Raw genomic sequence first — 24,691 nt, 5'->3', positions numbered from 1 at the left:
AGATGTCAACATTAGATACGCAAACGGCGGCGCATGTGGAAGACCATGCACATGACGACCACCACGAGCATCACGATAACTTTTGGACCAAATATATCTTTTCTACCGACCATAAAATGATCGGTAAGCAATTTTTGGTAACAGGGATTTTCTGGGCGATTATCGGTGGAGCGCTTTCCATGATTTTCCGCCTGCAGTTGGGTTTTCCGGATATGGATCTGGAATGGATTCGCCCAATTTTAGGGAACTGGATTACCCCACAGGGTAAATTAGATCCGGAGTTTTACTTAGCTTTGGTAACGATGCACGGTACCATTATGGTTTTCTTTGTATTGACTGCCGGCCTTTCGGGTACTTTCTCAAACTATTTGATTCCATTACAAATCGGTGCCCGAGATATGGCATCCGGTTTTATGAATATGCTGTCCTACTGGTTCTTTTTCTTATCAGGAGTGGTAATGCTGGTTTCTTTGTTTATTGAAACAGGTCCGGCTTCCGCAGGTTGGTGGAATTATCCTCCGCTATCTGCATTGCCACAAGCGGTATCCGGTTCCGGAGCTGGGATGACGATGTGGTTGGTGGCGATGGCGCTGTTCATTGTTTCTTCCCTATTGGGAAGCATTAACTACATTACCACAGTGATTAACTTAAGAACGGCTGGTATGACCTTGGCGCGTTTGCCATTGACAATTTGGTCCTTCTTCTTAACCGCCATCATCGGGGTGTTGTCATTCCCGGTATTGTTGGCAGCAGCATTGTTGTTGATCTTTGACCGTGGATTTGGTACGGCTTTCTATTTATCAGAAATTTATATTGGTGGTGAGGCATTACCGCAGGTAGGTGGATCTCCTATTCTTTACCAGCATTTGTTCTGGTTCCTGGGCCACCCTGAAGTGTATATTGTATTGCTTCCAGCATTGGGGATTACTTCAGAGGTGATTTCTACCAACTCTCGTAAGCCGATTTTTGGTTACCGTGCGATGATTGGTTCTATGTTGGGAATTACCATCTTATCCTTCGTGGTTTGGGCTCACCATATGTTCGTCTCCGGAATGAATCCTTTCCTGGGGACTATCTTTACGCTACTGACCCTGATTATTGCGGTGCCATCCGCCGTGAAGGTATTTAACTATCTGGCGACGCTGTGGAGAGGTAATATTGTTTTTACCCCGGCGACATTGTTCTCCATTGGTTTGGTTTCCTTGTTTATCTCGGGTGGTTTGACTGGTATTTTCCTGGGGAACTCTGCGATCGATATTCAGTTGCATGATACTTATTTTGTAGTGGCTCACTTCCACTTGGTAATGGGTTCTGCTTCTTTCTTCGGATTGATGGCTGGGGTTTACCACTGGTTCCCCAAAATGTTTGGTCGCATGATGGACTCCCGTTTGGGCTATGTTCACTTCTGGCTGACCTTCATCGGGGTGTACATGGTGTTCTTCCCAATGCACTACATCGGTATTGCGGGATTCCCAAGACACTATTACTCCTTTACCAACTTCCAGGCATTTAGCGGATTTTCGGACTTGAATGCTTTTGTGTCTGCAGCAGCAATCTTCACCTTTGTGGCGCAGTTAATCTTCTTGTTCAACTTCTTCTACTCCATGTACAAAGGGCGTAGAGCACCACAGAATCCATGGAATTCGAACACACTAGAGTGGACAACACCTATTGAGCCCGGACATGGGAACTGGCCTGGTGCTATTCCAGCAGTATACCGTTGGCCATATGATTACTCCAAGCCAAATGCGGATAAGGATGGATTTGAAGATTTCATTCCACAGACGGTACCACTATCAGAAACACCAAACTCCAATTTGCCTTTTGAAAAGGAGCAAATGGAGGAAGTAAAACAAAAATAAATTAGGGAGGGTCTCCCTCCTTTATTTTCCTTACCCTATCAATGCACATAACCCTAAAGTAATGATTTCAAGCAATTCCATCTCTTCCCGTTCTATGGGTTGGGCGATTGTGAAAGATTTTGCATCGCTGCTGAAAGCCCGATTGTCATTATTGGTGGCTTTTTCTTCTGCCTTTGGCTACGCCATGGCGGTAGGAGGACAGATCGATTGGGTGAAATTGCTGATGTTGTCTTTGGGGGATTCCTGGTATCTGGTGCATCAATCACACTCAACCAGATTCAGGAAAAGGAATATGATCGCCTGATGAAGAGAACAGCCGATCGTCCGTTGGCGCAGGGTCGTCTCTCGGATCTCGAAGCACTGCTCTTCTCAGGTATAGTCGGAACCACCGGATTAGCTTTATTGGTAGTGTATACCAATACGATCACTGTCGTGCTTTCAGTGGTTTCGCTTATTCTTTATGCCTTTGTCTATACTCCGCTGAAAAGAGTAGGGCCCATTGCGGTATTTGTGGGTGCCATTCCCGGAGCATTGCCTCCCTTGCTGGGATGGACTGCAGCCACAGGAGAGATTACCATCGTAGGATTAATTCTTTTTGGTATTCAGTTCTTTTGGCAATTTCCTCACTTCTGGGCCATTGCCTGGGTGGCGGATGAAGACTATAAAAAGGCAGGCTTTAAACTTTTACCGGTCAACGGAAAGAAGGATATGGAGACTTGTCTTCAGATTATAACCTATACCCTTTTTCTAATTCCCCTGGGACTTTTGCCTGCCCGTTTTGGGGTGACCGGAATTAATTCTGCATTGATTACCACGGTGTGTGGTGTGCTATTCTTGGCACAAACGATACAGTTAATGAAAAATCAGGATCGTAAATCTGCTCTGAAAATTATGTTTGGCTCTTTCCTTTACCTGCCAATCGTTCAGCTGGCTTTCCTTTTTGATTTGCTGTAATCCCTCACCGACAAAAATTATAATACTATGGACACTGCCATTCATATGACCCCAAAACCTCAGACCCCACTCGCCATGAACGCCCAAAAGTTCGGACTTTGGTTGTTTTTGGTTTCTGTGGTATTGCTTTTCGGAGCGTTGACCTCCGCCTATATCGTGAAGATCTCTGAGACCGGAACATTAGGCATCAGTCTTCCTTCGATCTTTATTGTAAATACCGCCATTATCATCGCTTCTTCTGCCAGCCTTCAATTGGCTTATTATTTCGCCAAGCGAGATAACTTACCAGCACTAAGAATTGCGATGGTGGTGACAGGTCTCTTAGGTGGACTGTTTATTTGGGGACAACTAGAAGCCTGGGACGCACTGTTAGCCATGAATGTGAACTTTGTAGGGCATCCTGCCGGTTCCTTTATCTATGTGTTCACCGGAGTGCATGTGGTGCACTTAGTGTCTGCCCTGATCTTTTTGGCCATTATGCTGTACGCTTCTTTCCGCTTGAGAATTCATTCTCGTAAGTTGGACAGAATGGAAATGTGTGTCACTTATTGGCATTTCCTGGGGGGCTTGTGGATCTATTTGTATGCTTTTCTGGCATACTATAACTAATTGAATCAATATCAAACGAATAAAAATTACATAACCGCTATGTCACAAACCTCAACATTAATTCCTGGCGCTACCGGAGTTTGGGGGGGAGGAAAAGAACCGATGAAGGCAAGCTACGGCAAGCTGATGATGTGGTTTTTCCTACTATCCGATACTTTTTCATTTTCCGGTTTGCTGATTGCTTACGGAATGTTGCGTTTTCGCTATCCCGCTTATCCGCACAATCCAACTGAAGCATTTTTGCCTTCCGTAGATTATTGGCCAATTCCTGAATTGGTATTTGACGCAGTCCCTTTCCTTCACGGAGTACACTTGCCATTGGTGTTTGTGGGTATTATGACCTTCATTTTGATTTTGTCTTCGGTAACGATGGTACTGGCCGTAGAGGCTGGTCACCGTATGGATCGCGAGGGCGTTCAGAAATGGATGCTTTGGACGATCGTGGGAGGAGTTACTTTCTTAGGTTGTCAGGCATGGGAGTGGTCTCACTTTATTCACGGAACGGATATCGGGATGACAGTAGAGCGTTTGGTGGATGGAGAATGGATCAAATCCATCGTGACCGGCGCCAATCTGGCGGAAAACCAATATGGGCCTCAGGCTTTTGCGGACTTGTTTTTCTTTATTACTGGCTTCCATGGGACCCACGTATTGTCCGGGGTGATCCTGAATTTTATCATTTTTTATAATGTGGTAGTGGGAACCTATGATAAGCGCGGCCATTATGAAATGGTGGAGAAAGTAGGCTTGTACTGGCACTTTGTGGACTTGGTTTGGGTATTTGTATTTACCTTCTTTTACCTGATCTAAGGAGGATTTATCCTTAAAAGTGTTTAATAAAAAAGAATTCACACGAATAAGGGAGGCCGGAGGAGTTTTTTTATCCGGAAAATAATTGGCTCGCGACGGTCGTCCCCCTCGTAAAAAAATATTAATTATGGAAGCATCAACTCCAAAGGTAGAAGTAAAACCAGTGGATCCGGAGAAGATCAAAAAGATCTGGCGTGTAGCCGGTATTTTGGCGATCATCACGGCAGTGGAATTTTTGTTAGCCTTCACGATGGATGGCGGCATGTTGCGAAATGCGATCTTTATCGGCATGACGCTCGTGAAGGCCTTTTACATCGTATCCGAATTTATGCACCTCAAACATGAGCATAAGGTTTTGATCTGGTCACTGGGTTTGCCCTGTATTTTTGTGATTTGGTTAATTATCGCCTTGCTCAATGAAGGGTCAGCAATCTTCTCCTATTTTAACTAGGAATGTTCCTTAAAAAACAATAAAATCAGGCTGACATCGGTCTGATTTTTCTTTTTATATGAATCGTAAAAAATTGTTTCAATCCCTGCTGCTGGTGGCTATTCTGATTTTCCCGGTGGCCGTTTACCTTTTCTTGCAGGCTTTTGGTGATAACCAATATGACATTCCGGTCAGGTATGCCAAGGATAGCCTGATGGTCAGTGAATGTGGGGAGGTAAAAGTGGCCTCTCTTAGTTGGGCAGATGATATCCTGATGCAGGGGAGTTTTGAGGGACAGGTCAATATTTTGACTTACGCCCCGGCGCATTCAGCAGAGGCTGCGGAATCGAAAATCACTTACCTGCAAAAATCATTAAAGAAGTATCCGAAGGTTGCTTACTGGATGATGACGGAAGCCTCGGTGAGCAATAAAGGCATCGGCCTTATTGCTGGTAGTGAGGAGCAATTGCGGCGGGTTTTTAAATGTTCTTTTGCACTGGAGCAAAAGGAGCAGGCAGATCATTTAATGGTGTTAATAGATGCCTCAGGTGACTTAAGAGGCTTTTTTAATTATGAAGATCCGGTAGAAATCGATCGGCTGAAACAGGAGGTTAGCATTCTGTACACCCAACAAGACTAAATTTACAACCCAAATAGCGAACAAAATGAATACAGCAATAGATCAGGACAACGGAAAGAAATTTATGATCGGGATTGCATTAATATCCATAATCATCCCGATTGCAGTGGCGCTTTTGTTTTTCAGTCCATGGAAAGTGAGTGTGGATGGGGAATGGGTAAAGATGGTGCCTCATATCAATGCGGTGATTAATTCTGCCACAGCAGTTTGCCTGGTGTTGGCTGTGGTGCAGATAAAAAAGGGTAATGTAGAAGCACATAAAAAATTGATGCTGACTTCTTTTGTGTTGGGAGCGCTTTTTTTGGTGGCCTATGTGGTCTATCACGGGTCTGTGGAAACCACTTTATTCGGAGATGCCAACCACAACGGGGTGCTAGAGGAGAGTGAGTTATCCGAAATTGGGGTGGTAAGAAACATTTACCTGGTCACGCTCTTATTACATATAGGACTGGCGATTATTGTATTGCCCTTTGTATTGCTTTCCTATTTCTATGCCCTGTCCAATAATTTGGTCAAGCACCGTAAAATTGTGAAATTCTCTTTCCCTATCTGGTTCGTCGTATCTGTAACCGGAGTGATAGTTTATTTTATGATTTTGCCTTATTATCAATAAAAGCCTATGAAAGATCGGATCATCTGTCTTTTTTTCAGAAGCCTGAATGTGCTTTTGTTAAGCCTGCTGCCTATGGCGGTCAGTGCGCAATGCGCCATGTGCCGGGCGACGGTAGAAAATAATGTTTCCAATGGAGATATTGGTATCGGGGCTTCCCTCAATACCGGAATTCTATATCTGTTTATTTTACCTTATTTGGTGATTTCAACGGTGGGCTACCTATGGTACCGGAATTCCAAAAGGGAGAAGGAGCGCATTCTTAGAAATCAGCAGATTGTGGCTGATGCCACCAAAGATATCACTTAATCAATAGGGCTTTCTAATAAGGAAAGCCTTTTTTCTTATCAGGTGGTATTTCGGTTTCGGTCATCAAATAGGAATATTGGGTTATTTTCTTAGGTTATGGAATAATTTGGTATTTCTTTTGATTGATTTTTACATGCTAATACCCGATTTTGGGGATATTTTTGGATTAGAATTAGAGGTTTTTGCAACGAATTAAATTTTACAGACTCCGGTGGTTATTGCTGGCCCTTGTTGGGGTGATCATTGCATTTTTCCTTGAAAAAGGCTTTGTTGCTCAGTTTCAGTATCCTCGTGCCTATACTAATCAGATCCAAAAGAAATTGGAAGGGCAGCTGAGTCAGGTAGATAAAGACCTACTTTATCTTCGGCAGCGAATACAATCCGATGGTTATTTCAATCCTGAACAAGTAGGAGATTTTAGTCCGGAGTATCCGGTGGTCATTTATCTGAATGGTAAATTGATTTACTGGTCAGATCAAACATTTGTGCCTTCTTATCCTGAGGTGGCCGGTAACTACCAATTTTTTTTTCGTGAGGTAGCCAGACGAGAATCGGTCCTGAGCCGGAAGACGATAGAAAAAGGGTCGTTGATCTATGAAATAGTGGGGGTGGTACCGTTAAAGGTGATGGAAAAAACGCACGTCACCTATAAAGGGAGAACGTTCAATGCGAAAGTGTTTACCAATAAACGGGTGGATCTATCTGAAAGCTTTCAGTTTTCTAATTATCGCATCTTTGCGCCGAATAAAAAATTCCTGTTCAGCGTTAATTTTGAAAAGGGTTATAAACGAGAAATGGGAGGGGTTTATGTGGCCATTTGGGTGATCATCTTTGCCTCCGCTTTCCTGTATATTTTGTTTTGTTGGATCAACGCGGTGCATATGGCCCGGCGGTCAAATTTTGACCGCGGACTGGTATTTTTAATTGTCAGCCTGATCATCGGGCGATTACCGCTTTTGTGGTCGCGGAATTTTTTTGGAATGGACACCATGAAGATTTTTAATCCTAAGGTGTTTGCCTCGTCTACGCTAAATCCCTCCTTGGGGGATTTGATCCTTAACCTGACCTTTCTGAGTATATTGGTGGTTTACATTTTCTTGTTTTTCCATCGCTCCAAATTGGTTCGGGTGCTATTCCGACAGCCGGATAGTAAGCGTTTTCCTATTGGGATTTTGCTTACAGCCATTGCATTTGAGTCTGCTTTTTTTGTCTTCAATATTTTTGAATCCATCAATTACCACTCACAATCTAGTTTTGCGATTGGGGTGAGCCTGCTGTGGGATAATTTTATGGTGTTTAGCTATTTGTGCGTGGCCCTCTCGGCTTTCACCTTCATGCTAGCCCAGTCAGTTATTCTCAAACTTTTTCGAAAGCTATTTCCGGAGCGGAATAGTATACCCTATTTAGGCATTTGGTTCATAGGATTGTTGATTACTTTGGTCAATAATGACATGATGAGTGGTACCGGTCTGGCCGTTGTCTTTACGGAAATCGTCATGGCCTCCTCTGTATTACGGTTGGGTTTGTCCAAGGGAACCGGAAAGATAAAATACACCACTGTGCTCTTTCTGTTTCAGGGAACCATCGTGGTTTCCCTGTTGGGGACGATCTCTATCCAGAAATATCAGACCTACAATACCGAGTCCGGAAGGGAGCGCTTTATTAACAATCTGAATGTGGAGAATGACATCATAGGAGAGTATTTGCTCCAGCGAGCCGGTCAGGAAATGGCCATGGATGCTTTTTTGGGGCGATTAATTCAGAATAAAAAGCGCCTTCGTAAGTATGATGATCAGTTTTTTCAGAAACGCTTTTTGTCGGAGTATTTTGATAAGTACAATGCTGTTTTCTATTTCTATGATCAACAGGGGAAGGTCATCAACAGTAATCGCAAGGAAAATTTTGCCAAAACCCGGGCAATATATAATCAAAAAAACTTTGAGACGGATTACCCCGCGGTATTCCGTTTAAAAGATGGGTCTTTTGGATCTAACCTGACCTATGCTACCGTGGTGAGTTTGAATAAGGGGGATAAACTGATGGGGCATGTGATCGTGGAGCTAACGCAGCAGGACCTGAATGAGAACAGCGTTTTCCCATTATTGCTGATGCATGAAAAAAAGCAGGGCACAAATTACAATCCGGCATTATTCAGTTTTGCAGACTACTATTACGATCAGTTACAATATCAATCAGGGGAATTTAACTACTCTAAGTTTTTTGATTTGAAGCTATTGAGAAATCATCAGCTTTATAAAAACGGGCTTTTGGTAAATGGCTTCCGGCATTTTGGGATTCGGGAAAAGGAAAACCGGGTGCGTATTGTTTCCCATAAAGTATATGGGTTATATGACTTGTATACTGATTTTGCCTACATTTTTCTGATTATGATTCTGCTGGCCTCCATGGTGGTGGTGAGTTATGGATTTTACCTCCTGTCCCGAAATGTAAAGCTGAACTTTGTGGCTAAGATTCAGATTTACCTTAATTCAGCCTTCCTGGTGCCATTGCTGGCGCTTTCGGTGACGACACTGAGTATGATGATTAACACTTCTCGGCGGGCGGTGATCAGTTCTTATACGACAAAGTCTGAGGGGATTGTGAATAATATGAATGAGGTAATGGTGGCATATGAGGACAGGCTGCTGGATAAGGCGGATGTGGTGTATGAGGTGGATAAGATAGCTAATATCTCCTCGCTCGACATTGCTTTATATGATGTGAACGGAAAGCTGATCGCCTCGAATCAGCCGATGGTTTTCCAGCGTCAGTTGCTTTCTAACCGAATTAATCCAAAAGCATTAAGGGCGCTCTCTTATGAAGGGGACCAGAAAGTGGTACTTGATGAGTACGCTGGTGATTATGAATATAAGCAGGTTTATGTGTCCCTTAGATCACAAAACAGTGGGCGGCTGATCGGAATAATAGGGGTGCCCTTCTTTCCGGTGAACCCGACTACCGATCCCTTGCTCAATGAAGGGGTTAATAATATTATTAATCTGTTCACCTTTATCTTTATTATTTTTCTGGCCATCGCCTTTTTCGCTTCCCGCTGGCTGACTTATCCTTTGGTGATATTGGCACAGCGCATTCGTTCCACGAATCTATCTTCTTTGGATCAACCCTTGAAGTGGCGTTCTGATGATGAAATTGGATCCTTGGTAAAGGAATATAACCGCATGCTGAAGAAGCTGGAGGAGAGTAAAATTAAGATGGCGCAGGCTGAGAAACAGTCTGCCTGGCGGGAAATGGCGCAGCAGGTGGCACATGAGATTAAAAATCCCCTAACGCCGATGAAGCTGCGACTTCAGTACATGCAAATGGTCATGAACAATAGTGATTCCGAGGAAATGCAACGCAATTCCGAAACGATTGATATGCTGTTGGGGCAGGTGGATTTGCTATCGGAAATTGCCACTTCTTTTTCTGAGTTTGCAAAGATGCCAATGCCGATAAAGGAGCCTTTTGACTTTACGGATGAACTGAATAAGGTGATTGAACTTTATCGTGAGCCGGAAAGGGGCGTATTGATTTTCCCTGAAGTGAATGGTTCGATTTGGGTGGAGGGAGATCATCAACTGATTAATCGTACCTTATCTAATTTGATTATAAATGGCTTTCAGGCGGTTTCTTCGGATGTGGAGCCCCGGATAGAGATTGGTCTGGAGGAAGAGGAAGACCAAATTAAGGTCAGTATAAAGGATAATGGAATCGGGATAGCGGAGGATATTCAATCCAAGGTTTTTCTCCCTAATTTCAGTACCAAATTTTCAGGTTCCGGGATTGGGCTGGCAGTCGCAAAAAGAGGGATTGAACACGCTGGGGGCAAGATATGGTTCGATTCAGAAGTAGGAAAGGGAACCACTTTTTACGTAAGCCTGATGCGGGTAAAATAAAAAAGGTGCTCTCCAAAAGGGGAACACCTAGTAAATCTTCTGTTTGAAGAGATCAGACTGTTTCCAGGTATTCTCTTACGTCTATGACTTCCATTCCAAGGGCTTTAGCTGCGGTTATCCCGTGTTCACCATCTTCAAATACCAGGCACTTTTCATAAGGAACGCCCATTAGGTCAGCGCATTTGGCAAAGGTCTCCGGGTCCGGTTTGGGTTGATTTACGTCCTCCATAGTTACGATGGTGGTTATGATATCTTCCAGACCAATGGCTTTCAGCGAATGTGCGGTCAGATGTTTAATGTTACCAGTTCCTGCTGACATCGGTAGTTTGCCATGGTAAGCTTTGGCGATGTCTACTGTAAGGGGAATGGCCGCCACCTGATCGGCGAGTTCCAGGTAAGCTTCTTCTTTTGCCGCTGAAGTAGTTTCAATGTCCATGGACAAGCCAAAGCGCTCATTCAATAGCGCGGTGACTTCTGTGGTTGGCTTCCCTGCCCATTCGTAAAATAAGGCTTCCGGAAATTCGAAACCGTTCTGTTCCGCAATTTTAGCCCAGGCTAAATAATGAGTAGGCATAGTATCTGCCAATGTGCCATCCACATCGAAAATCAGGCCTTCAATATGGGCCGGGATTTTGATTTCTTTGTTCATGTTTAATTCCGTGTTTCCTTTAGTGATCGTAGCAATTTGTTCGCCAAAATAAAATGCTGAAGGGATTCCGGCTCCGCATCCATGATTTCGGTATTTGTGCCTTCCCAAACTTTGTCTCCTTTGTACAGGAACATAATATGATCTCCAATTTCCATTACCGAGTTCATATCATGACTCACCACAATGGTGGTGGTGTTGAACTCTACTGTAATTTCTTTGATCAAATTGTCGATCAAAATGGAAGTCTGCGGATCAAGTCCTGAATTTGGCTCATCACAGAAAAGATAGCGGGAATTATTGATGATGGCACGAGCAATCCCCACCCGTTTTTGCATTCCACCTGATAGTTCAGACGGCATTTTCTTATTAGCATTCTCCAGGCCCACCCGCTTAAGGATGTCATTCACCCGGTCGCGTTTTTCACTTTCGTTATAATCGCTGAGCATGTCAAGGGGAAACTTAACATTTTGCTCTACCGTCTTGGAATCAAAAAGTGCGGAGCCCTGAAACAACATGCCAATTTCCTGACGAATAGATTTTTTTACGGTACGATCACATCGGTAGAAATCTCTTCCGTTATAAAGCACCTCTCCGGAATCCGGCTCATAAAGCCCGACAATGGATTTCATAAGTACACTTTTTCCTGTACCCGAAGCGCCAATGATCATATTTACACTGCCCTGTTGGAATACCCCACTGATATTGTTCAGGACTGTTTTTCCCATAAAGGATTTGTGTAGATTTTTAACTTCAATCATGCTGGGTAACTTATAATAATAATTCGGCAAGGAAAAAGTCTGCAATCAGGATGATCAGACAGCTATTAGTAACGGCTTTTGTAGAAGACTTTCCTACTTCCAGCGCACCGCCCGTGGTATAAAAACCTTCATAAGCCGAGACACTGGAAATGATAAAAGCAAATACGATAGATTTGATCAGGGCAAAGAAGACATTGTAGGGGATAAATTCCATTCTTAATCCTTCAATGTATTCATTCGGAGTTAATGCTCCGGTTATGGTGGTGGACAGATATCCACCGGTAAGGCCAAGGGTGATCGATAAAATGACCAATAATGGATAGGTGATCATGGTGCCAATGATTTTCGGCAAGACCAGATAACTGGAAGAATTAATACCCATCACCTCTAATGCGGAAATTTGCTCCGTGATCCGCATGGTACCAATCTGGCCTGCAATGCTGGATCCTACCTTTCCGGCAAAAACCAGGGCGGTAATGGTAGGGGCTAATTCAAGAAAGGTCATCTCTCTCACAATAAAGCCAATCACCGTATTAGGAATAAGTGGATTGGTCATATTGTAAGCAGTTTGGATGGCGGTAACAGCCCCAATGAAGGTGGAAATCAATGCCACGATCACGATGGAGTTATAACCAATTTCGACGGCCTCCTCAAAAATTAATTTTACGTAAATGCGGAAGCGTTCCCTGTTTACAAAAAGGGATTTAATGAATAAACAATACTTACCTATATTGGAAATCATGAAATATTATACAGTGGTATGGGTGCAAAGATGCATCAATTTTGATAATTGAATGAATTTAAGACAAATTTTTAAGCATACTTTTAATTTTTCCAAGACCTTTACGATTATACGTGAAGATCGAACTAAGAATTTCCTTTAAACAATAAAAATTATGAACCCATTAGCAGTAGTTACCGGCGGAACCAAAGGAATTGGAAAAGCCATTGTAGAAAAATTCGCCGCTGAAGGATTTGATATCGCCACCTGCAGTAGAAATCAGGAGGATTTAGTGGCTCTGAGAGCTGATTTGACGAGTCAATTTCCGGAGATCAAAATTTATGTGGCGCCGGTAGACATGTCTAAAAAGGAAGAGGTAAAGGAATTTGGGGATTTGATCAACAGCCTGCCACAGGGGGTGGCGGTTTTGGTCAACAACACCGGTCGGTTTATTCCGGGCTTTATTCATGAAGAGGAAGAAGGGGTGTTGGAAGAAATGATTGAGACAAATTTGTATTCCACCTATCATTTATGTCGGGCCATAGCTCCGGAAATGAAGCTAAGAAAAAAGGGGCATATCTTTAATATTTGTTCGACGGCCAGTATTACCGCCTATACCAATGGAGGTTCTTATGCTATCTCCAAATTTGCCCAATTGGGCTTGACCAAGGTGTTGCGCGAAGAAATGAAGGAGCATCAGGTAAAGGTGACTGCCGTGATGCCCGGCGCCACTTTCACCGCTTCCTGGGACGGGGTGGATATTCCTGAGGAAAGATTTATGAAGGCCCAGGATGTGGCAGATACCGTATGGTCTGCCTATCAACTGTCACCTTGCACCGTATTAGAAGAAGTGATTATCCGGCCACAGTTGGGAGATTTGGGATAAGTTCATAAGGAATTAACCTTCAGGCTTGCTGAAGATGAAGGGAAAATGGTATTTTTGTTTTTTGTGGAGGATTTCCCTTCACAGATGATTGAATATTACGGCGATGAAGCCGATTAAAATATTAGAGATAATTTCCGGGAGCCATTCCCAAAGCATATGGATTTAATGTCTGAAAAAAATATACTGGAAGGCCAATATTGTAATAGCCTGACAGCATACAAACGCCGCAAAGCCTCCGTAGTGAACATTGGTAGCAAACCCATGGGAGGGGATTACCCTATTCGGGTGCAGTCCATGACCACCGTGGATACCATGGATACACAGGCAGTCGTTGAAGAAACCATCCGCATGGTGGATGCGGGTTGTGAATATGTCCGAATTACAGCCCCCTCCAAGAAAGAGGCGGAAAATCTGGCTGTGATCAAGGAGGAATTGTTGAAGCGTGGTTACGATGTGCCTTTAGTGGCCGACATTCATTTTACGCCTAATGCCGCAGAAGTTGCCGCAAAGATAGTGGAAAAGGTGCGGATCAATCCCGGGAATTATGCAGATAAAAAGCGATTTGAGCAGATTGATTATACTGAGGAAGAATATCAGGCGGAGCTAGAACGGATCAAATCGCGATTTGCCCCTCTGGTGGAAATTTGTAAAGCCCATGGTACCGCCATGCGGATTGGAACGAACCATGGTTCGCTGTCTGATCGAATTATGAGCCGTTATGGTGATACGCCCCAGGGAATGGTGGAGTCTGCTTTGGAATTCCTGCGCATTTGTGATGAGATGGATTACCACGATGTGGTTTTATCCATGAAAGCTTCCAATACCCGAATCATGGTGCAGGCTTACCGATTATTGGTGCAACGTTTGGATGAGGAGGGACTTCGTCCGTACCCATTGCATTTGGGTGTTACCGAAGCCGGTGATGGAGAAGATGGTCGGATTAAATCCGCTGTAGGGATCGGAACGCTGTTGGAAGATGGCTTGGGAGATACTGTTCGGGTTTCTTTGACGGAAGCTCCGGAGGCAGAAGCGCCGGTTGCTCAAAAGCTGATCGATCGATATAATGACCGGGAAGGTCACGAGGCGATTCCGTCCATATCTGAAAGCCCTGTGAATCCCTATGTTTATCAAAGGAGAGTGACAAAGGAGGTGGGCGCCTTCGGAGATCATCAGGTGCCACGTGTTATTGCCGACTTTTCTGAAGTAAAGGCGGAAATGGTGTTTAAAGACCTTAAAGCCATTAGCCATCATTACCTTCCAGAGCTGGATAAATGGAAAATGGGAGACCTTGGTGCTGATTATGTATATTCCGGCTCCAATCCGATTGGTTTTATGCTTCCGAATGGATTGAAGGAATTACTGGATTACGCTTGTTGGGAAAAGCAGCAGGATCAGGAACATCAATACCCTGTTTTTACGCTTGAAGAAGTTCAGGGAGAGGTGAAATTTCATGCCGAACTAAATTTTCTCAGAATTGCTCTAAAGGACTGGAATCAGGAAATTGCCGCTATTGTGAAAAAACAGCCGATGGTTTTGATCCTGGAGACCTCCAATACACACGCCATGGTGGAGCAGAGAAGATTAATTTTCCAATTGATTCAGGACGGCATTGAAGCGCCAGTGGTAATTCGTCATGCCTATCCGGAAATGGAGGAGGAAGACTTGCAGGTGCATGCTTCTACGGATGTAGGTGGATTATTAATTGATGGATTGGGAGATGGGGTCATGCTTTCTCCGCTTTTCAAGCAGGAAGACAAGGCGGCGAAATTACAACGCCTGACGACTTACAACCAACTAGCTTTTGGAATTTTGCAGGCTGCCCGTACCCGTATGACGAAGACGGAATACATTTCCTGTCCTTCTTGTGGACGTACGCTTTTTGACCTGCAGGAAACCACGGCCATGATTCGTAAAAGAACAGATCACCTGAAAGGGGTGAAGATCGGCATCATGGGCTGTATTGTGAATGGCCCGGGAGAGATGGCCGATGCGGATTACGGTTATGTCGGTTCAGGTGTTGGGAAAATCACCCTGTACCGTGGACAGGAAGTGGTCAAACGCAATGTGCCCTCGGAGCATGCAGTAGATGAATTGATCTCTATTATTAAGGAAGACGATAACTGGTTCGAAGCGGAATCGTAATGATAAAAAGCAGGGGATCTTTGGGATGCCCTGCTTTTTCTTTTTTTGACCAGGAAATATTCCTGTCAAATGATGAACAAACAAAACCTGAAAAACTATACCTCCTATGACTGATGACCAACCCAAACGCAAAGGCTGGAAAGCTTATTTCGAGTTCTCCGAAGTGCTAGGCTATTTTTTTAGAAAGCCTGATCCGGATCGTCCTAAATCCTTCAGTTTAAAAATGATGCATGGTGTGAATAAGATATCCATCATCATGTTTTTACTGGGCGTGATTTATTTAATTGTTCGCCAACTTTCCTACTAACCCGCCCGCTTTTTCAAGTGGCGGTGCTCTTTTTCAAAGAAAGCCAGTAACTGAAGCTTGAAATTCTCCCGCATGGCTTGTGTTTCTTCCCGAATCTGCTTGGAAAGCTCCATGGCTACCAATAAATCATAAAGTTGTTCCATAAGCGATTGTAAATCTTCGGGAATTTGGTGATTGCTTTGTTTGGCCTTTATTTTTGACTTTAAGCTTGCTAAAAGTTGTACCAAGGGGTAGCCTTTTGGTAGGGGTGAGGGCAAAGTATAAGAAAGATTATGCCTTAGGGTAAATTCTTTTAGCCTCTCGTGTATTTTTGCCTCCAGGTTGCTTTTGATCAGTTCGGTATTTCTTTTTTTGGAGGTATAGTAACGGTCGTCAGGTAAATTTTGCCATTGCCTAAAACCGGCTTCAAAAACGGAGATTTCTTCCCGATAACGTTTCGGTTGCTCGATTTTCAGGCTGAAAAACAGTTCTGCCAACAGTTTTTCCAATTGTTTATCGGAGATGCTTGCAAGCATTTTCATGGCTAAAATAGGATATTGGTTATTAGCATAATCTCCCTCAGATTTAAAAGTTAGGGCGATGATAGTTTTTCGATTAAATTGATGAAAACCACAAAACATTCACTTTTATGAGCGCTTCCTCTGTAATAAAAACCGCTTTTTTAGGCTTACAATCTGATATCGTACTGGCCCTGGAGGCTGCAGATGGTTTGGCCAAATTTACTTCCGATGAGTGGGAAAGGCCAGAGGGAGGAGGAGGGCTTAGCAAGGTGTTGACCAATGGCAAGCATATCGCAAAAGGCGGGGTAAATTTCTCTGCAGTCGAAGGGGCGTTATCAGCAGGAGCGGCCAAAAATTTAGGAGTAGCTCCTCAATCATTTATGGCAACAGGTGTTTCCATTGTGCTTCATCCGCAAAACCCCTGGGTGCCGATAATCCATATGAATATCCGTTATTTCGAATTGGCTGATGGCACCTATTGGTTTGGAGGTGGCATAGATCTGACGCCTCATTATATTCTTCCTGAGGACGCGGCCTGGTTTCATCATCAGTTAAAATTACACTGCGATCAATTTGCCACTCGCTATTATCCGGATTTTAAAAAGTGGGCGGATGATTATTTTTTTATTCCTCACCGAAATGAAACCAGAGGAGTAGGTGGGATATTCTTTGATCGGCTGGTGGCTACAGAAGATATGGATAAATCACAATTGTTTGATTTTGTTTTGGGTGTGGGGCAGCTTTTTTCTCCGATTTATCTAAATTTGCTGGATCGCCGAAAGGATACTCCTTTTGGGGAGCAGGAGCTTCAGTGGCAGCGATTGCGCCGTGGTCGGTATGTGGAATTTAACCTGGTCTGGGATCGGGGGACGAAATTTGGGCTGGAAACCAATGGCAGGACGGAGAGCATTCTGATGAGTTTACCCCCACAGGCCGATTGGGTGTATGATTTTCAGCCGGAGGAAGGCAGTAAAGAAGCCGATACACTGAAGCAACTGAAAAAAGAAATAAACTGGTTGCAGTACAAGCGATAAACATGGTAGAGCAGATTTTTGCCTTTGACCGGGAAGTATTTTTATGGTTCAATGGGTGGCATGCGGATTTTATGGATCCGCTAATGGCCATTATTACGAACCGATTCACCTGGATTCCCTTATATTTATTATTGGTGTTTTTAGTGTTCAAAAAATACCGACAAGACAGCTGGATATGGGTCATTGTCATTGGATTAACCATTCTTTTGGCGGATCAAATTGCCAGTGGTTTATTAAAGCCCTGGGTGGCGCGCCTGCGGCCTAGTCACGAACCACTTCTGGAGGGGTTGGTGCATATCGTTGGAGGGCGGGGAGGTACTTATGGCTTTGTTTCTTCACATTCCTCGAATTCCTTCGCCATAGCCCTGATCGTTTGGAAAATGCTGGGCAAATTATATCCATGCACCAAGTGGATGTTTCTTTGGGCGGCGCTGGTAGCCTACTCCAGAATTTACGTGGGGGTGCATTATCCCCTAGATATTATCGGAGGGGCATTGGTGGGATTGTTCGCCGCTTGGATTTCCTTTGAAATAGGAGTGCTTTTAAGTAAAAAATTTGGAAAATTACAGTATGATGGAGGACAGCTATAAACATCAGGGCATGCGCCGCCAGTTGATTGCTACTTTAAAGCAAAAAGGGATAAAGGACGAAAAGGTGCTCGAGGTAATGGGCAGGATCCCGCGTCATTATTTTTTCGAAAATGCATTTTTAAGTCATGCCTATGAGGATAAGGCCTTTCCTATTGGCTCCGGGCAGACTATTTCCCAGCCTTATACGGTGGCTTTCATGACGCAATTGTTGCATACCAAGCCCGGAGATAAGGTTTTGGAGATTGGTACAGGTTCAGGCTATCAGGCAGCGGTATTGTGCGCATTAGGGGTAGACATTTATTCCATCGAATACGTAAAGGCCTTGCACTTATCCGCTGCGGACTTGCTGGGGCAGATGGGCTATCGCCCGAAATTGTTTTGGGGAGATGGGTCGAAAGGTTTGGCCGCAGAGGCGCCTTATAAAGGGATTATCGTGACGGCTGGTGCGCCGGCAGTACCACAATTATTGTTGGAGCAATTGGAAATTGGGGGGCGATTGGTGATTCCTGTAGGTAATTCCAAATCTCAGGAAATGCATCGTTATACGCGCGTTTCCGCCTCTAAAGTCGAGAAAGAAGTTTTTAGTAATTTTAGCTTCGTCCCGCTAAAGGGCAAGCATGGTTGGTCAGAATAAGCAAAATATGGAAGAGCAAAATTTAATGGATCTTGATTTCATGAAGCAGGAGGTGATTTATGTTTTGGAGGAAGAACATGATCAGGAGGCCATTGAAACCCTGGCAAATAATCTGCTGGAGTTGGAGGAAGAGGAGATTCAGGAGCTGCCTGGCCCAAGTCTTCCTGTAGAAGGCAAAACCGATGCGCCTGTTTTGGTAATGGTCAATTATCCCGATTATCAGTTTCCGGAGGCAGATAAAACGCTTTTGGCAAACATTCTTTCCGCCAAGAATATCGCAATTAATGAGGTGGCCATCCTGAATATTGCTCAGTTGCAAGCGATTAATCTGGCGATGGTGCGAGCAGAGATTCCGGCTAAATTCATCCTGACTTTCGGCCTGACAGAGGCAGACGTGCCGGAATTAAGAGGTCTGCAATGGAATGTAGCCCGTAAAGGAAAAATGCTGACCGTCTGTCCTACCAATTCTTTGAGCCTGATGCACCAGGATCGGGAGGCTAAAATGGCGCTTTGGAATATGATCAAAGGGTTACCTGTAGAATAATTTCTTTTTTGGCGAGCCTTCTTTCCCTCGGTCAGGGTCGTAATCGGGCTTTGCCTATGCTAACTATTTCGTCATTGTTGGCTGTCTCGACAAAGGAGTTTAAAATAATGCGTGCTTAAATTCTCGTATAGCCGGGGGTGTGAAAAATGAAAGAACTTTCCTGTTGCTAGTTTTTTTCAGCAGCAGATGAAGGCGGAGAAAGCGGGCCAACCCTAATTGGGAGTAATTAAAATATATCCGAAAATCTTCTGTAAGAAGTTTATAGTAAGTCACTTGGTGGGTTTCTGATCCTCTCAGTGCATATTCGACTTTAACAGGTCGCTTTTTCCCACGGCCGGCGACGCTCAATCGCTTTCCCTTTGCCATTAGTGCTTTATTTTTGACGAAATTCAATCGTTTTCGCCACCAGTCACTTTTTTCTTGAAAATTCTTATCTAATTCTTCATTTTTGACTTTAGATTAATTTTTAACCTCTAAGTCCCGGTGGAGTATCAATTCTGAGAAGAGCTGGCTTTTCCGGAGATCAAATACCTATTAAATGCTTAAATCTGTAAAATCATCCCTTTTTTTGCTGGGGATATGTATGTTGACGCCCTTGTTCTCCATGGCGGCTTCTTCTATTACTTATGAATTGAAAATGTCCCAGCCTCAAACACACTATTTTGAAGTTGAGGTAAAAGTGACCGGAATAGATCAGGACCAAACGGTATTGCAATTGCCGGTTTGGGCTCCCGGTAGTTATCTGGTGCGTGAATTTGCGGGTCATGTGGAGGGAGAACAGGCTTTTGACGGTAATCAAAAGGCGCTTTCTTTTTCCAAACGAGATAAATCCTCCTGGCAAATTGAGACCAAAGGCGTTAAGGAATTGGTTTTTTCCTATTTAGTTTATGCCTATGAGCTGTCAGTGAGAACATCTTTCCTGGATGCGGATCATGGTTATATCAATGGAACTTCCATTTTTATGTATGTGGAGGGAGAAAAGGATCTGCCGATAAGCCTGAAAATTGAGCCAGCAAAGGGATGGTCGAAGGTGTCTACTGCCTTAAAGCAACAAGGGCAGGTTTTTGAGTATGTTGCCGAAGACTACGATGAGTTGGCGGATAGCCCGATTGAAATTGGAAATCAGGTGGAGTTTGAGTTTGTGGCAGCAGGTGTTCCTCACCGAGTAGCTATGTTTGGGCAGTCCAATTATGATATTCCACGGCTGAAAGAAGATATGAAAAAAGTGGTGGAAGCAGCCACTGCGGTTTTTGGAGATAATCCGAATGAGGAGTATTTGTTTATTGTCCATAATATTGAAAATCCGGGTGGAGGTCTGGAGCATAAAAAATCCACCACTTTGCAGGCAGAACGTTGGCAATATGGCAATGAACGAGGTTATAAAAGATTCCTTTCTCTGGTGGCACATGAGTATTTTCACCTTTGGAATGTGAAGCGTATTCGTCCGGAGGCACTTGGTCCGTTTGATTATCAGCAGGAGAATTACACTTCTTTGTTGTGGGTGGCAGAGGGCTTCACTTCTTATTATGATGAGTTGTTGCTGTTGCGTGCCGGCATTTATTCTGAAAAAGAGTATTTGAAATCTTTGACGTCCATGATGTCTCGGGTGGAAAATCAGCCCGGGTCTAAAATTCAACCCGTAGCGGATGCTTCTTTTGATGCCTGGATAAAGGGGTATAGAACCAATGAGAATTCTTATAACGCTCAGATTTCTTATTATTCCAAAGGAGTATTGGTGGCGGCTTTATTAGATATGAAGATAGTGGCGGGCTCCAAAGGCAAATACCATTTGGATGACGCCATGAAAGCCCTTTGGAAGGCGTATCAGAAAGATGGAAAAGGTTATACGGAGGCGGATGTCCAGAAAGTATTGGAGAAATATGCCAAGACTAACTTAGATCAGTTTTTTGTTGAAATCATCCATGGTACCACCAACATTGATTATGCCCCATACTTTGAAGCCATGGGCTTGAGCTTAAGCGATGCTGTAGCAAAAGAAAATAATCAGCCTTCATTAGGCCTTATTATGAAGGAGGAAGCAGGAAAGGCGAAGGTGCGTGTTGTTTTGAGAGATCAGGCCGCCTGGATCGATGGTTTGAATGTTCATGATGAGATTTTGGCTATTGATGGCGTTCGGGTGAATTATCGAGATTTTGCCAAAGCGGAAGGTCGACTTCAAGTAGGGGAGCCAGCAGATATTTTAATTGCTCGTGATGGTTTGATAAAAAATATTCAGGTGACGCCCAGGGCCAAAAACTCACATGCTTTTTCTTTAACGGCTAAGGAAGGGATGAGTAAGAGTCATCAGAAAAATAAGACTAAATGGTTGTCTAAATAATGAAAAAGGCCTGGAGTTGTCCAGGCCTTTTTTATGTGTTCGCTAGGGTGTTTCTAAACGATATGAAATGATTTTTTGGTCTCTTCAGTAAGGATGCCTTCGTAAATAATGTTGATCATATGGTCAAAGATTTCCGACGGCGAGGAAGGAATTAGTTGAACCATTTCTTCCGGCATACTGCTGTAGAAGTCCGCATTAATTAAATTACTAATGCCGGAGGCGTAAAGTGCTACAACCAGGGGCTGATTGATGTTTGGGCTTACATGTCCATTCTTAACTCCCTCATCAATTAATCGACTAAAGCGATTAAAAGCAGCTTCTTTTTTATAATTGTTGATTTCTTCCCATAAATCCGGAACATTTCGCTGAAGGTCTTCAATCAGTATTGGGCTGATATCACTTAGCTCTACAGCAATGAATTTCAACATTTGCTTCAGCTTTACCGGATATTCCAAATCTGCATTATTAAGGATTTTGTTGACGCCATCTCCCATTCGAGATTTAAAATCCTCAATGATTACTGCAAGCAATTCATATTTACCTTTAAAGTGCTTGTAAAGCGTTTTTTTACTCATTCCCAGGTTCAGCGCAATGTCATCCATGGTGACCTTGGTGTAGCCTTGGGTTAAAAATAAATGCTTAGCCGTATCCTGAATTTTTTTCTTATTGGCCGCCTGCTTATCCATTAACATATGATAGTTCTAATATGCAAAGGAGCGTCATCCTGTGATTAGGGTTGGTCTACGGTGGTTTCTTGGTAAAGTACTAAAACTGTACTTCCTTTGTTAGAAACCCTACAGATATCGTTTCCTGGATGAGTCCTTGCGAATTCTAATTCAATTGAGTTTTATGACTGCTTAATATACAAAAAAATAGAATTCTAACGACTTTTTTGGAAACTTAAATTCATTTCTGGTTTTTGGTTTCTTAAAGTCAGGTATATTTTGTTTAAATATTTCTATAATAGGGATGGAGTAAGCTGGTCATTTCCTCACTGTAATTATCCATTTCGTTTTTTATATATAGTCGGTCTTTTTTGTAATTGTTCGCCGCCTTTTTTCCAAAAGTATTGATTTGCCTTGGGTTTGTCGCATAAGGTTTGGGGTAGATGACCAAGCTTTTTTGGATATAGAGTTTTTCTACGATCATATCCAGCTCAATCCAGTCACATTGTAGTGCGGGTAGAAGGATGTGGCAAAGTCCGTCAGGGGAGAGCAGCCTGCTGATGGCCTGCGCCAGTTCATGAAAGGGTAATAAATCATTATGGAAAGCCTTCCTTCTGGCTTCGTCAGCACTTTTCAGGTGATCCGGAAAAAAGGGCGGATTTACGATGATAAGGTCGAATTTTGTATCCGAAGTTTCCGCAAAGTGCTGGATGGTGTCTCTGGTGATGGTGAGTCGATCACTGAAAGGCGAATTCTGGAAGTTTTCTTTAGCTTGCGAAAAGGCATTTTCATCTACTTCAACTGCCGTGATTTTTGCCTTTGGGTATTTTTGCGCCTGCATTAAACTGAGTACGCCTGTTCCTGCACCGATGTCCAATATCTTCAGGGGGCGATCGGCGAAAGCAAATGCTCCCAGAATACAGGCGTCCGTGGTGACTTTCATGCCACAGCGTTCCTGCTCAATTGAAAATTGTTTGAAATGAAATGCCATGAAGTTAGCGGTGTTTAAAATAGGGAATTAGCCTCGGCTTCGAAGCCATGATCGGTCAGGTGAGGGCCATTGTCTGCCGCTAAAGTGGCGAGCTCATCACATCTTTCGTTTTCAGGAATTCCGGCATGCCCTTTCACCCATTTGAATTTAACATTCTGCTGCTTATTATATGCAGGAATAAAGCGTTGCCACAGGTCGGCATTCTTTTTCCCTTTAAAGCCTTTTTTGACCCAGCCCCAAAGCCAGCCTTTTTCTATGGAGTCAATTACGTATTTGGAATCCGAGTGAATCAGAATCGGCAGGTCGTTTCTTTTCATGGATTCCAAAGCGGTGATAACCGCCAGTAGCTCCATGCGGTTGTTGGTCGTCTTGCTGTATCCTTGACTCAACTCCTTTCGGTGTGGGCCAAACATTAAAACTACTCCGTAACCTCCCGGCCCCGGATTTCCCCTTGATGCGCCGTCGGTATATACTGTTATTTGACTCATAGTCCTAAATTTTCTTTAAATAGCTTGATGGCAATGGCCAGCAAAATAATTCCAAATACCTTTCTTAAAATGGATAATCCACCCGGGCCAATTTTTTTCTGTATCCATCCACAGGATTTTAGGACGATATAGACAATGATGAGGTTGACAATAATGCCTACCAAAATATTGGCCGTTTCATAGGTTGATTTCAGTGAAATAATAGTCGTCATTGTTCCGGCACCCGCTAATAATGGGAATGCAATTGGAATAATGGCCGAGGTGTTGGATTCCGTTGGTTCTGACTTGAAAAGTTCAATACCCAAAATCATTTCCATTCCCATTAATAGCAAAATAATGGCGCCTGCCACGGCAAAGGACGCTACATCAACTCCAAATAATCCTAAAAGTGCCTCTCCGAAAAACAGAAACAGAATCATAATTCCTCCTGCCACCAGCGTAGCTTTCTCAGATTGAATATGGCCCATTTTTCTTCTCAGGTCTATGACGATGGGAACGGATCCGATGATGTCAATGATAGAGAATAAAATGAGCGTTACGGATAGGATGTCTTTTAAGGAAAGGGTCATGACTACTTAATTTTTTCAGTGGTTTAGCTTGAGTGTTTTCGAGCTGCAAATATCTTTTTTTTTTGATAATTCTCTTATCCCTGCTCGTGAATTTTGTGTGTCGAATTTGATTTGGTATTATGGCTGTTGAAATGTATGATTTTATTTAATTTAAGTTAATGTGTTGACTAAATTAATTCTTTTTCAATCATTCAATATGCATTTTAGCAAGGTGGATGCACTGGAATTGTGCTTGTTTACCCTGATTTAGCTAAAAGGTAGGGGATGAAGGGCTAGTGCCCTGTTTTCAGCATTTTTTAGGGGCGGTAGATGAATGAGTAGAGTGGGATTTTACCCAATTTTGGCTTGTTTTAAAATCAGTATGTTACTCAAAACAAGGCAATAGTAAGTGTTGAGGGCGCGACTTTTTCATGATACTATAAATTGCAGTAAAGATCCAGTTCCAAATGAGGTTCGATTTGATTTGAGCGCCTTGGATTTGTAAGGCTACAATCTATTACAGTATTGACTTTATAACACGAAATTTTCCACATCAACAATCCGCTCCAGATCAATTGGCAAAAGGGTCTGTGGCCGTGGGGGCGAAGAGATTCATTATAGCTGGCTTTCCACCATACTTTCTGCTTTTCGCTCCAGTCGTCAATGCCTTGCCGGATTCCGGTAGTTTGCCGGAATTGATCACCGCCTTGATTTTTTGTCAATACAAGAAAAAAGGAAATGATTGATTATGGGATATAATGTGCTCAATTGCCGAT

At 43.3% G+C, this 24,691-nt stretch carries 26 protein-coding genes; 18 read left to right on the top strand and 8 right to left on the bottom strand.

Annotated features, from left to right (window positions below; genetic code table 11):
- Positions 1-2: 2 nt before the first annotated feature.
- The 10 genes from NG22_RS10500 to NG22_RS10460 all read left to right on the top strand — a co-directional run bounded on the left by NG22_RS10500 (position 3) and on the right by NG22_RS10460 (position 10,120).
- Entirely contained in the window at positions 3-1,862 is a 1,860-nt protein-coding gene (locus NG22_RS10500) for a cbb3-type cytochrome c oxidase subunit I (protein WP_053405681.1), read from the top strand.
- A gap of 61 nt (positions 1,863-1,923) precedes the next feature.
- Positions 1,924-2,166, top strand: coding sequence for a hypothetical protein (locus tag NG22_RS18335; protein ID WP_367379234.1), 243 nt, complete (start codon positions 1,924-1,926; stop codon positions 2,164-2,166).
- Positions 2,070-2,816, top strand: a complete 747-nt coding sequence (gene cyoE / locus NG22_RS10495) for a heme o synthase (protein WP_367379233.1) — start codon at positions 2,070-2,072, stop codon at positions 2,814-2,816. Before NG22_RS18335 ends, cyoE begins: the two co-directional genes overlap by 97 nt.
- 27 nt (positions 2,817-2,843) lie before the next feature.
- A complete protein-coding gene (locus NG22_RS10490; RefSeq protein ID WP_053405680.1) occupies positions 2,844-3,425 on the top strand; it encodes a cytochrome c oxidase subunit 3 in 582 nt (193 codons plus the stop codon).
- Positions 3,426-3,464: 39 nt separating this feature from the next.
- Positions 3,465-4,235 carry a cytochrome c oxidase subunit 3 gene (locus tag NG22_RS10485; protein WP_053406928.1) on the top strand — a complete coding sequence of 257 codons (771 nt, stop codon included), beginning with the start codon at positions 3,465-3,467 and terminating at the stop codon, positions 4,233-4,235.
- 127 nt (positions 4,236-4,362) lie between these two features.
- On the top strand, positions 4,363-4,686 hold the full coding sequence (locus tag NG22_RS10480) for a cytochrome C oxidase subunit IV family protein (protein ID WP_053405679.1): 324 nt from the start codon (positions 4,363-4,365) through the stop codon (positions 4,684-4,686).
- 58 nt (positions 4,687-4,744) lie between these two features.
- The gene (locus NG22_RS10475) at positions 4,745-5,305 is read left to right on the top strand and encodes a hypothetical protein (RefSeq protein ID WP_053405678.1); all 561 of its coding nucleotides are present in this window, start codon (positions 4,745-4,747) and stop codon (positions 5,303-5,305) included.
- A gap of 25 nt (positions 5,306-5,330) precedes the next feature.
- Complete coding sequence (locus NG22_RS10470; RefSeq protein WP_053405677.1) at positions 5,331-5,918, top strand: DUF420 domain-containing protein; 588 nt, start codon at positions 5,331-5,333, stop codon at positions 5,916-5,918.
- A 6-nt stretch (positions 5,919-5,924) separates the two neighbouring features.
- On the top strand, positions 5,925-6,224 hold the full coding sequence (locus NG22_RS10465; RefSeq protein WP_053405676.1) for a hypothetical protein: 300 nt from the start codon (positions 5,925-5,927) through the stop codon (positions 6,222-6,224).
- A 182-nt stretch (positions 6,225-6,406) separates the two neighbouring features.
- Positions 6,407-10,120, top strand: a complete 3,714-nt coding sequence (locus tag NG22_RS10460) for a HAMP domain-containing sensor histidine kinase (protein WP_157601003.1) — start codon at positions 6,407-6,409, stop codon at positions 10,118-10,120.
- A 52-nt stretch (positions 10,121-10,172) separates the two neighbouring features.
- Here NG22_RS10460 and NG22_RS10455 read toward each other — a convergent pair whose 3' ends face one another.
- The 3 genes from NG22_RS10455 to NG22_RS10445 are packed head-to-tail and all read right to left on the bottom strand — an operon-like array spanning position 10,173 to position 12,266.
- On the bottom strand, positions 10,173-10,769 hold the full coding sequence (locus tag NG22_RS10455; RefSeq protein ID WP_053405674.1) for an HAD family phosphatase: 597 nt from the start codon (positions 10,767-10,769) through the stop codon (positions 10,173-10,175).
- 2 nt (positions 10,770-10,771) lie between these two features.
- Positions 10,772-11,527 carry an ABC transporter ATP-binding protein gene (locus tag NG22_RS10450; RefSeq protein ID WP_053405673.1) on the bottom strand — a complete coding sequence of 252 codons (756 nt, stop codon included), beginning with the start codon at positions 11,525-11,527 and terminating at the stop codon, positions 10,772-10,774.
- Between the two features lie 10 nt (positions 11,528-11,537).
- Entirely contained in the window at positions 11,538-12,266 is a 729-nt protein-coding gene (locus tag NG22_RS10445; protein ID WP_053406927.1) for an ABC transporter permease, read from the bottom strand.
- 157 nt (positions 12,267-12,423) lie between these two features.
- Between NG22_RS10445 and NG22_RS10440 the strand changes: the two genes are divergently transcribed.
- From NG22_RS10440 to NG22_RS10430, 3 genes are all read left to right on the top strand, one after another.
- On the top strand, positions 12,424-13,134 hold the full coding sequence (locus NG22_RS10440) for an SDR family oxidoreductase (RefSeq protein WP_053405672.1): 711 nt from the start codon (positions 12,424-12,426) through the stop codon (positions 13,132-13,134).
- Positions 13,135-13,299: 165 nt separating this feature from the next.
- Positions 13,300-15,276, top strand: coding sequence for a (E)-4-hydroxy-3-methylbut-2-enyl-diphosphate synthase (gene ispG, locus NG22_RS10435; RefSeq protein ID WP_053406926.1), 1,977 nt, complete (start codon positions 13,300-13,302; stop codon positions 15,274-15,276).
- Between the two features lie 106 nt (positions 15,277-15,382).
- On the top strand, positions 15,383-15,583 hold the full coding sequence (locus NG22_RS10430) for a DUF6728 family protein (protein WP_053405671.1): 201 nt from the start codon (positions 15,383-15,385) through the stop codon (positions 15,581-15,583).
- Here NG22_RS10430 and NG22_RS10425 read toward each other — a convergent pair.
- Positions 15,580-16,104 carry a hypothetical protein gene (locus NG22_RS10425; protein WP_157601001.1) on the bottom strand — a complete coding sequence of 175 codons (525 nt, stop codon included), beginning with the start codon at positions 16,102-16,104 and terminating at the stop codon, positions 15,580-15,582. The two genes, NG22_RS10430 and NG22_RS10425, sit on opposite strands and share 4 nt — an antisense overlap.
- Before the next feature lie 107 nt (positions 16,105-16,211).
- Between NG22_RS10425 and hemF the strand changes: the two genes are divergently transcribed.
- The 5 genes from hemF to NG22_RS10395 all read left to right on the top strand — a co-directional run bounded on the left by hemF (position 16,212) and on the right by NG22_RS10395 (position 21,223).
- Positions 16,212-17,117: an oxygen-dependent coproporphyrinogen oxidase gene (gene hemF / locus NG22_RS10420; protein ID WP_053405669.1), complete on the top strand. Its 906-nt coding sequence runs from the start codon at positions 16,212-16,214 to the stop codon at positions 17,115-17,117.
- A 2-nt stretch (positions 17,118-17,119) separates the two neighbouring features.
- On the top strand, positions 17,120-17,707 hold the full coding sequence (locus NG22_RS10415) for a phosphatase PAP2 family protein (protein WP_053405668.1): 588 nt from the start codon (positions 17,120-17,122) through the stop codon (positions 17,705-17,707).
- Complete coding sequence (locus NG22_RS10410) at positions 17,691-18,341, top strand: protein-L-isoaspartate(D-aspartate) O-methyltransferase (protein ID WP_053406925.1); 651 nt, start codon at positions 17,691-17,693, stop codon at positions 18,339-18,341. The genes NG22_RS10415 and NG22_RS10410 overlap by 17 nt, the downstream gene beginning before the upstream one ends.
- A 7-nt stretch (positions 18,342-18,348) precedes the next feature.
- A complete protein-coding gene (locus NG22_RS10405) occupies positions 18,349-18,885 on the top strand; it encodes a hypothetical protein (protein ID WP_157600999.1) in 537 nt (178 codons plus the stop codon).
- 538 nt (positions 18,886-19,423) lie between these two features.
- Complete coding sequence (locus tag NG22_RS10395) at positions 19,424-21,223, top strand: M61 family metallopeptidase (protein WP_082305053.1); 1,800 nt, start codon at positions 19,424-19,426, stop codon at positions 21,221-21,223.
- 53 nt (positions 21,224-21,276) lie between these two features.
- Here the strand turns inward: NG22_RS10395 and NG22_RS10390 are convergent, their stop codons facing one another.
- The 4 genes from NG22_RS10390 to NG22_RS10375 form a co-directional block, all read right to left on the bottom strand.
- Positions 21,277-21,915, bottom strand: a complete 639-nt coding sequence (locus NG22_RS10390) for a TetR/AcrR family transcriptional regulator (protein WP_082305052.1) — start codon at positions 21,913-21,915, stop codon at positions 21,277-21,279.
- 256 nt (positions 21,916-22,171) lie between these two features.
- Positions 22,172-22,879 carry a tRNA1(Val) (adenine(37)-N6)-methyltransferase gene (locus NG22_RS10385; protein ID WP_053405663.1) on the bottom strand — a complete coding sequence of 236 codons (708 nt, stop codon included), beginning with the start codon at positions 22,877-22,879 and terminating at the stop codon, positions 22,172-22,174.
- A gap of 14 nt (positions 22,880-22,893) precedes the next feature.
- On the bottom strand, positions 22,894-23,367 hold the full coding sequence (gene rnhA / locus NG22_RS10380; protein ID WP_053405662.1) for a ribonuclease HI: 474 nt from the start codon (positions 23,365-23,367) through the stop codon (positions 22,894-22,896).
- On the bottom strand, positions 23,364-23,936 hold the full coding sequence (locus NG22_RS10375; RefSeq protein WP_053405661.1) for a MarC family protein: 573 nt from the start codon (positions 23,934-23,936) through the stop codon (positions 23,364-23,366). Before NG22_RS10375 ends, rnhA begins: the two co-directional genes overlap by 4 nt.
- Positions 23,937-24,691: the final 755 nt, after the last annotated feature.

Origin of the sequence: Persicobacter sp. CCB-QB2 (assembly GCF_001274635.1) — a bacterium.
GTDB lineage: Bacteria > Bacteroidota > Bacteroidia > Cytophagales > Cyclobacteriaceae > Persicobacter > Persicobacter diffluens.
The sequence above is the reverse complement of the archived record's forward strand: the minus strand, read 5'-3'. Positions and strand labels throughout refer to the sequence as shown.

What these genes read in the sequence shown, in the direction of transcription:
- NG22_RS10500 (WP_053405681.1), top strand. Translation starts at nt 3, where the DNA reads ATGTCAACATTAGATACGCAAACGGCGGCGCATGTGGAAGACCATGCA.
- NG22_RS18335 (WP_367379234.1), top strand. Translation starts at nt 1,924, where the DNA reads ATGATTTCAAGCAATTCCATCTCTTCCCGTTCTATGGGTTGGGCGATT.
- NG22_RS10490 (WP_053405680.1), top strand. Translation starts at nt 2,844, where the DNA reads ATGGACACTGCCATTCATATGACCCCAAAACCTCAGACCCCACTCGCC.
- NG22_RS10485 (WP_053406928.1), top strand. Translation starts at nt 3,465, where the DNA reads ATGTCACAAACCTCAACATTAATTCCTGGCGCTACCGGAGTTTGGGGG.
- NG22_RS10480 (WP_053405679.1), top strand. Translation starts at nt 4,363, where the DNA reads ATGGAAGCATCAACTCCAAAGGTAGAAGTAAAACCAGTGGATCCGGAG.
- NG22_RS10475 (WP_053405678.1), top strand. Translation starts at nt 4,745, where the DNA reads ATGAATCGTAAAAAATTGTTTCAATCCCTGCTGCTGGTGGCTATTCTG.
- NG22_RS10470 (WP_053405677.1), top strand. Translation starts at nt 5,331, where the DNA reads ATGAATACAGCAATAGATCAGGACAACGGAAAGAAATTTATGATCGGG.
- NG22_RS10465 (WP_053405676.1), top strand. Translation starts at nt 5,925, where the DNA reads ATGAAAGATCGGATCATCTGTCTTTTTTTCAGAAGCCTGAATGTGCTT.
- NG22_RS10455 (WP_053405674.1), bottom strand. Translation starts at nt 10,769, where the DNA reads ATGAACAAAGAAATCAAAATCCCGGCCCATATTGAAGGCCTGATTTTC.
- NG22_RS10450 (WP_053405673.1), bottom strand. Translation starts at nt 11,527, where the DNA reads ATGATTGAAGTTAAAAATCTACACAAATCCTTTATGGGAAAAACAGTC.
- NG22_RS10440 (WP_053405672.1), top strand. Translation starts at nt 12,424, where the DNA reads ATGAACCCATTAGCAGTAGTTACCGGCGGAACCAAAGGAATTGGAAAA.
- ispG (WP_053406926.1), top strand. Translation starts at nt 13,300, where the DNA reads ATGTCTGAAAAAAATATACTGGAAGGCCAATATTGTAATAGCCTGACA.
- NG22_RS10430 (WP_053405671.1), top strand. Translation starts at nt 15,383, where the DNA reads ATGACTGATGACCAACCCAAACGCAAAGGCTGGAAAGCTTATTTCGAG.
- NG22_RS10425 (WP_157601001.1), bottom strand. Translation starts at nt 16,104, where the DNA reads ATGAAAATGCTTGCAAGCATCTCCGATAAACAATTGGAAAAACTGTTG.
- hemF (WP_053405669.1), top strand. Translation starts at nt 16,212, where the DNA reads ATGAGCGCTTCCTCTGTAATAAAAACCGCTTTTTTAGGCTTACAATCT.
- NG22_RS10415 (WP_053405668.1), top strand. Translation starts at nt 17,120, where the DNA reads ATGGTAGAGCAGATTTTTGCCTTTGACCGGGAAGTATTTTTATGGTTC.
- NG22_RS10410 (WP_053406925.1), top strand. Translation starts at nt 17,691, where the DNA reads ATGGAGGACAGCTATAAACATCAGGGCATGCGCCGCCAGTTGATTGCT.
- NG22_RS10405 (WP_157600999.1), top strand. Translation starts at nt 18,349, where the DNA reads ATGGAAGAGCAAAATTTAATGGATCTTGATTTCATGAAGCAGGAGGTG.
- NG22_RS10395 (WP_082305053.1), top strand. Translation starts at nt 19,424, where the DNA reads ATGCTTAAATCTGTAAAATCATCCCTTTTTTTGCTGGGGATATGTATG.
- NG22_RS10390 (WP_082305052.1), bottom strand. Translation starts at nt 21,915, where the DNA reads ATGTTAATGGATAAGCAGGCGGCCAATAAGAAAAAAATTCAGGATACG.
- NG22_RS10385 (WP_053405663.1), bottom strand. Translation starts at nt 22,879, where the DNA reads ATGGCATTTCATTTCAAACAATTTTCAATTGAGCAGGAACGCTGTGGC.
- rnhA (WP_053405662.1), bottom strand. Translation starts at nt 23,367, where the DNA reads ATGAGTCAAATAACAGTATATACCGACGGCGCATCAAGGGGAAATCCG.
- NG22_RS10375 (WP_053405661.1), bottom strand. Translation starts at nt 23,936, where the DNA reads ATGACCCTTTCCTTAAAAGACATCCTATCCGTAACGCTCATTTTATTC.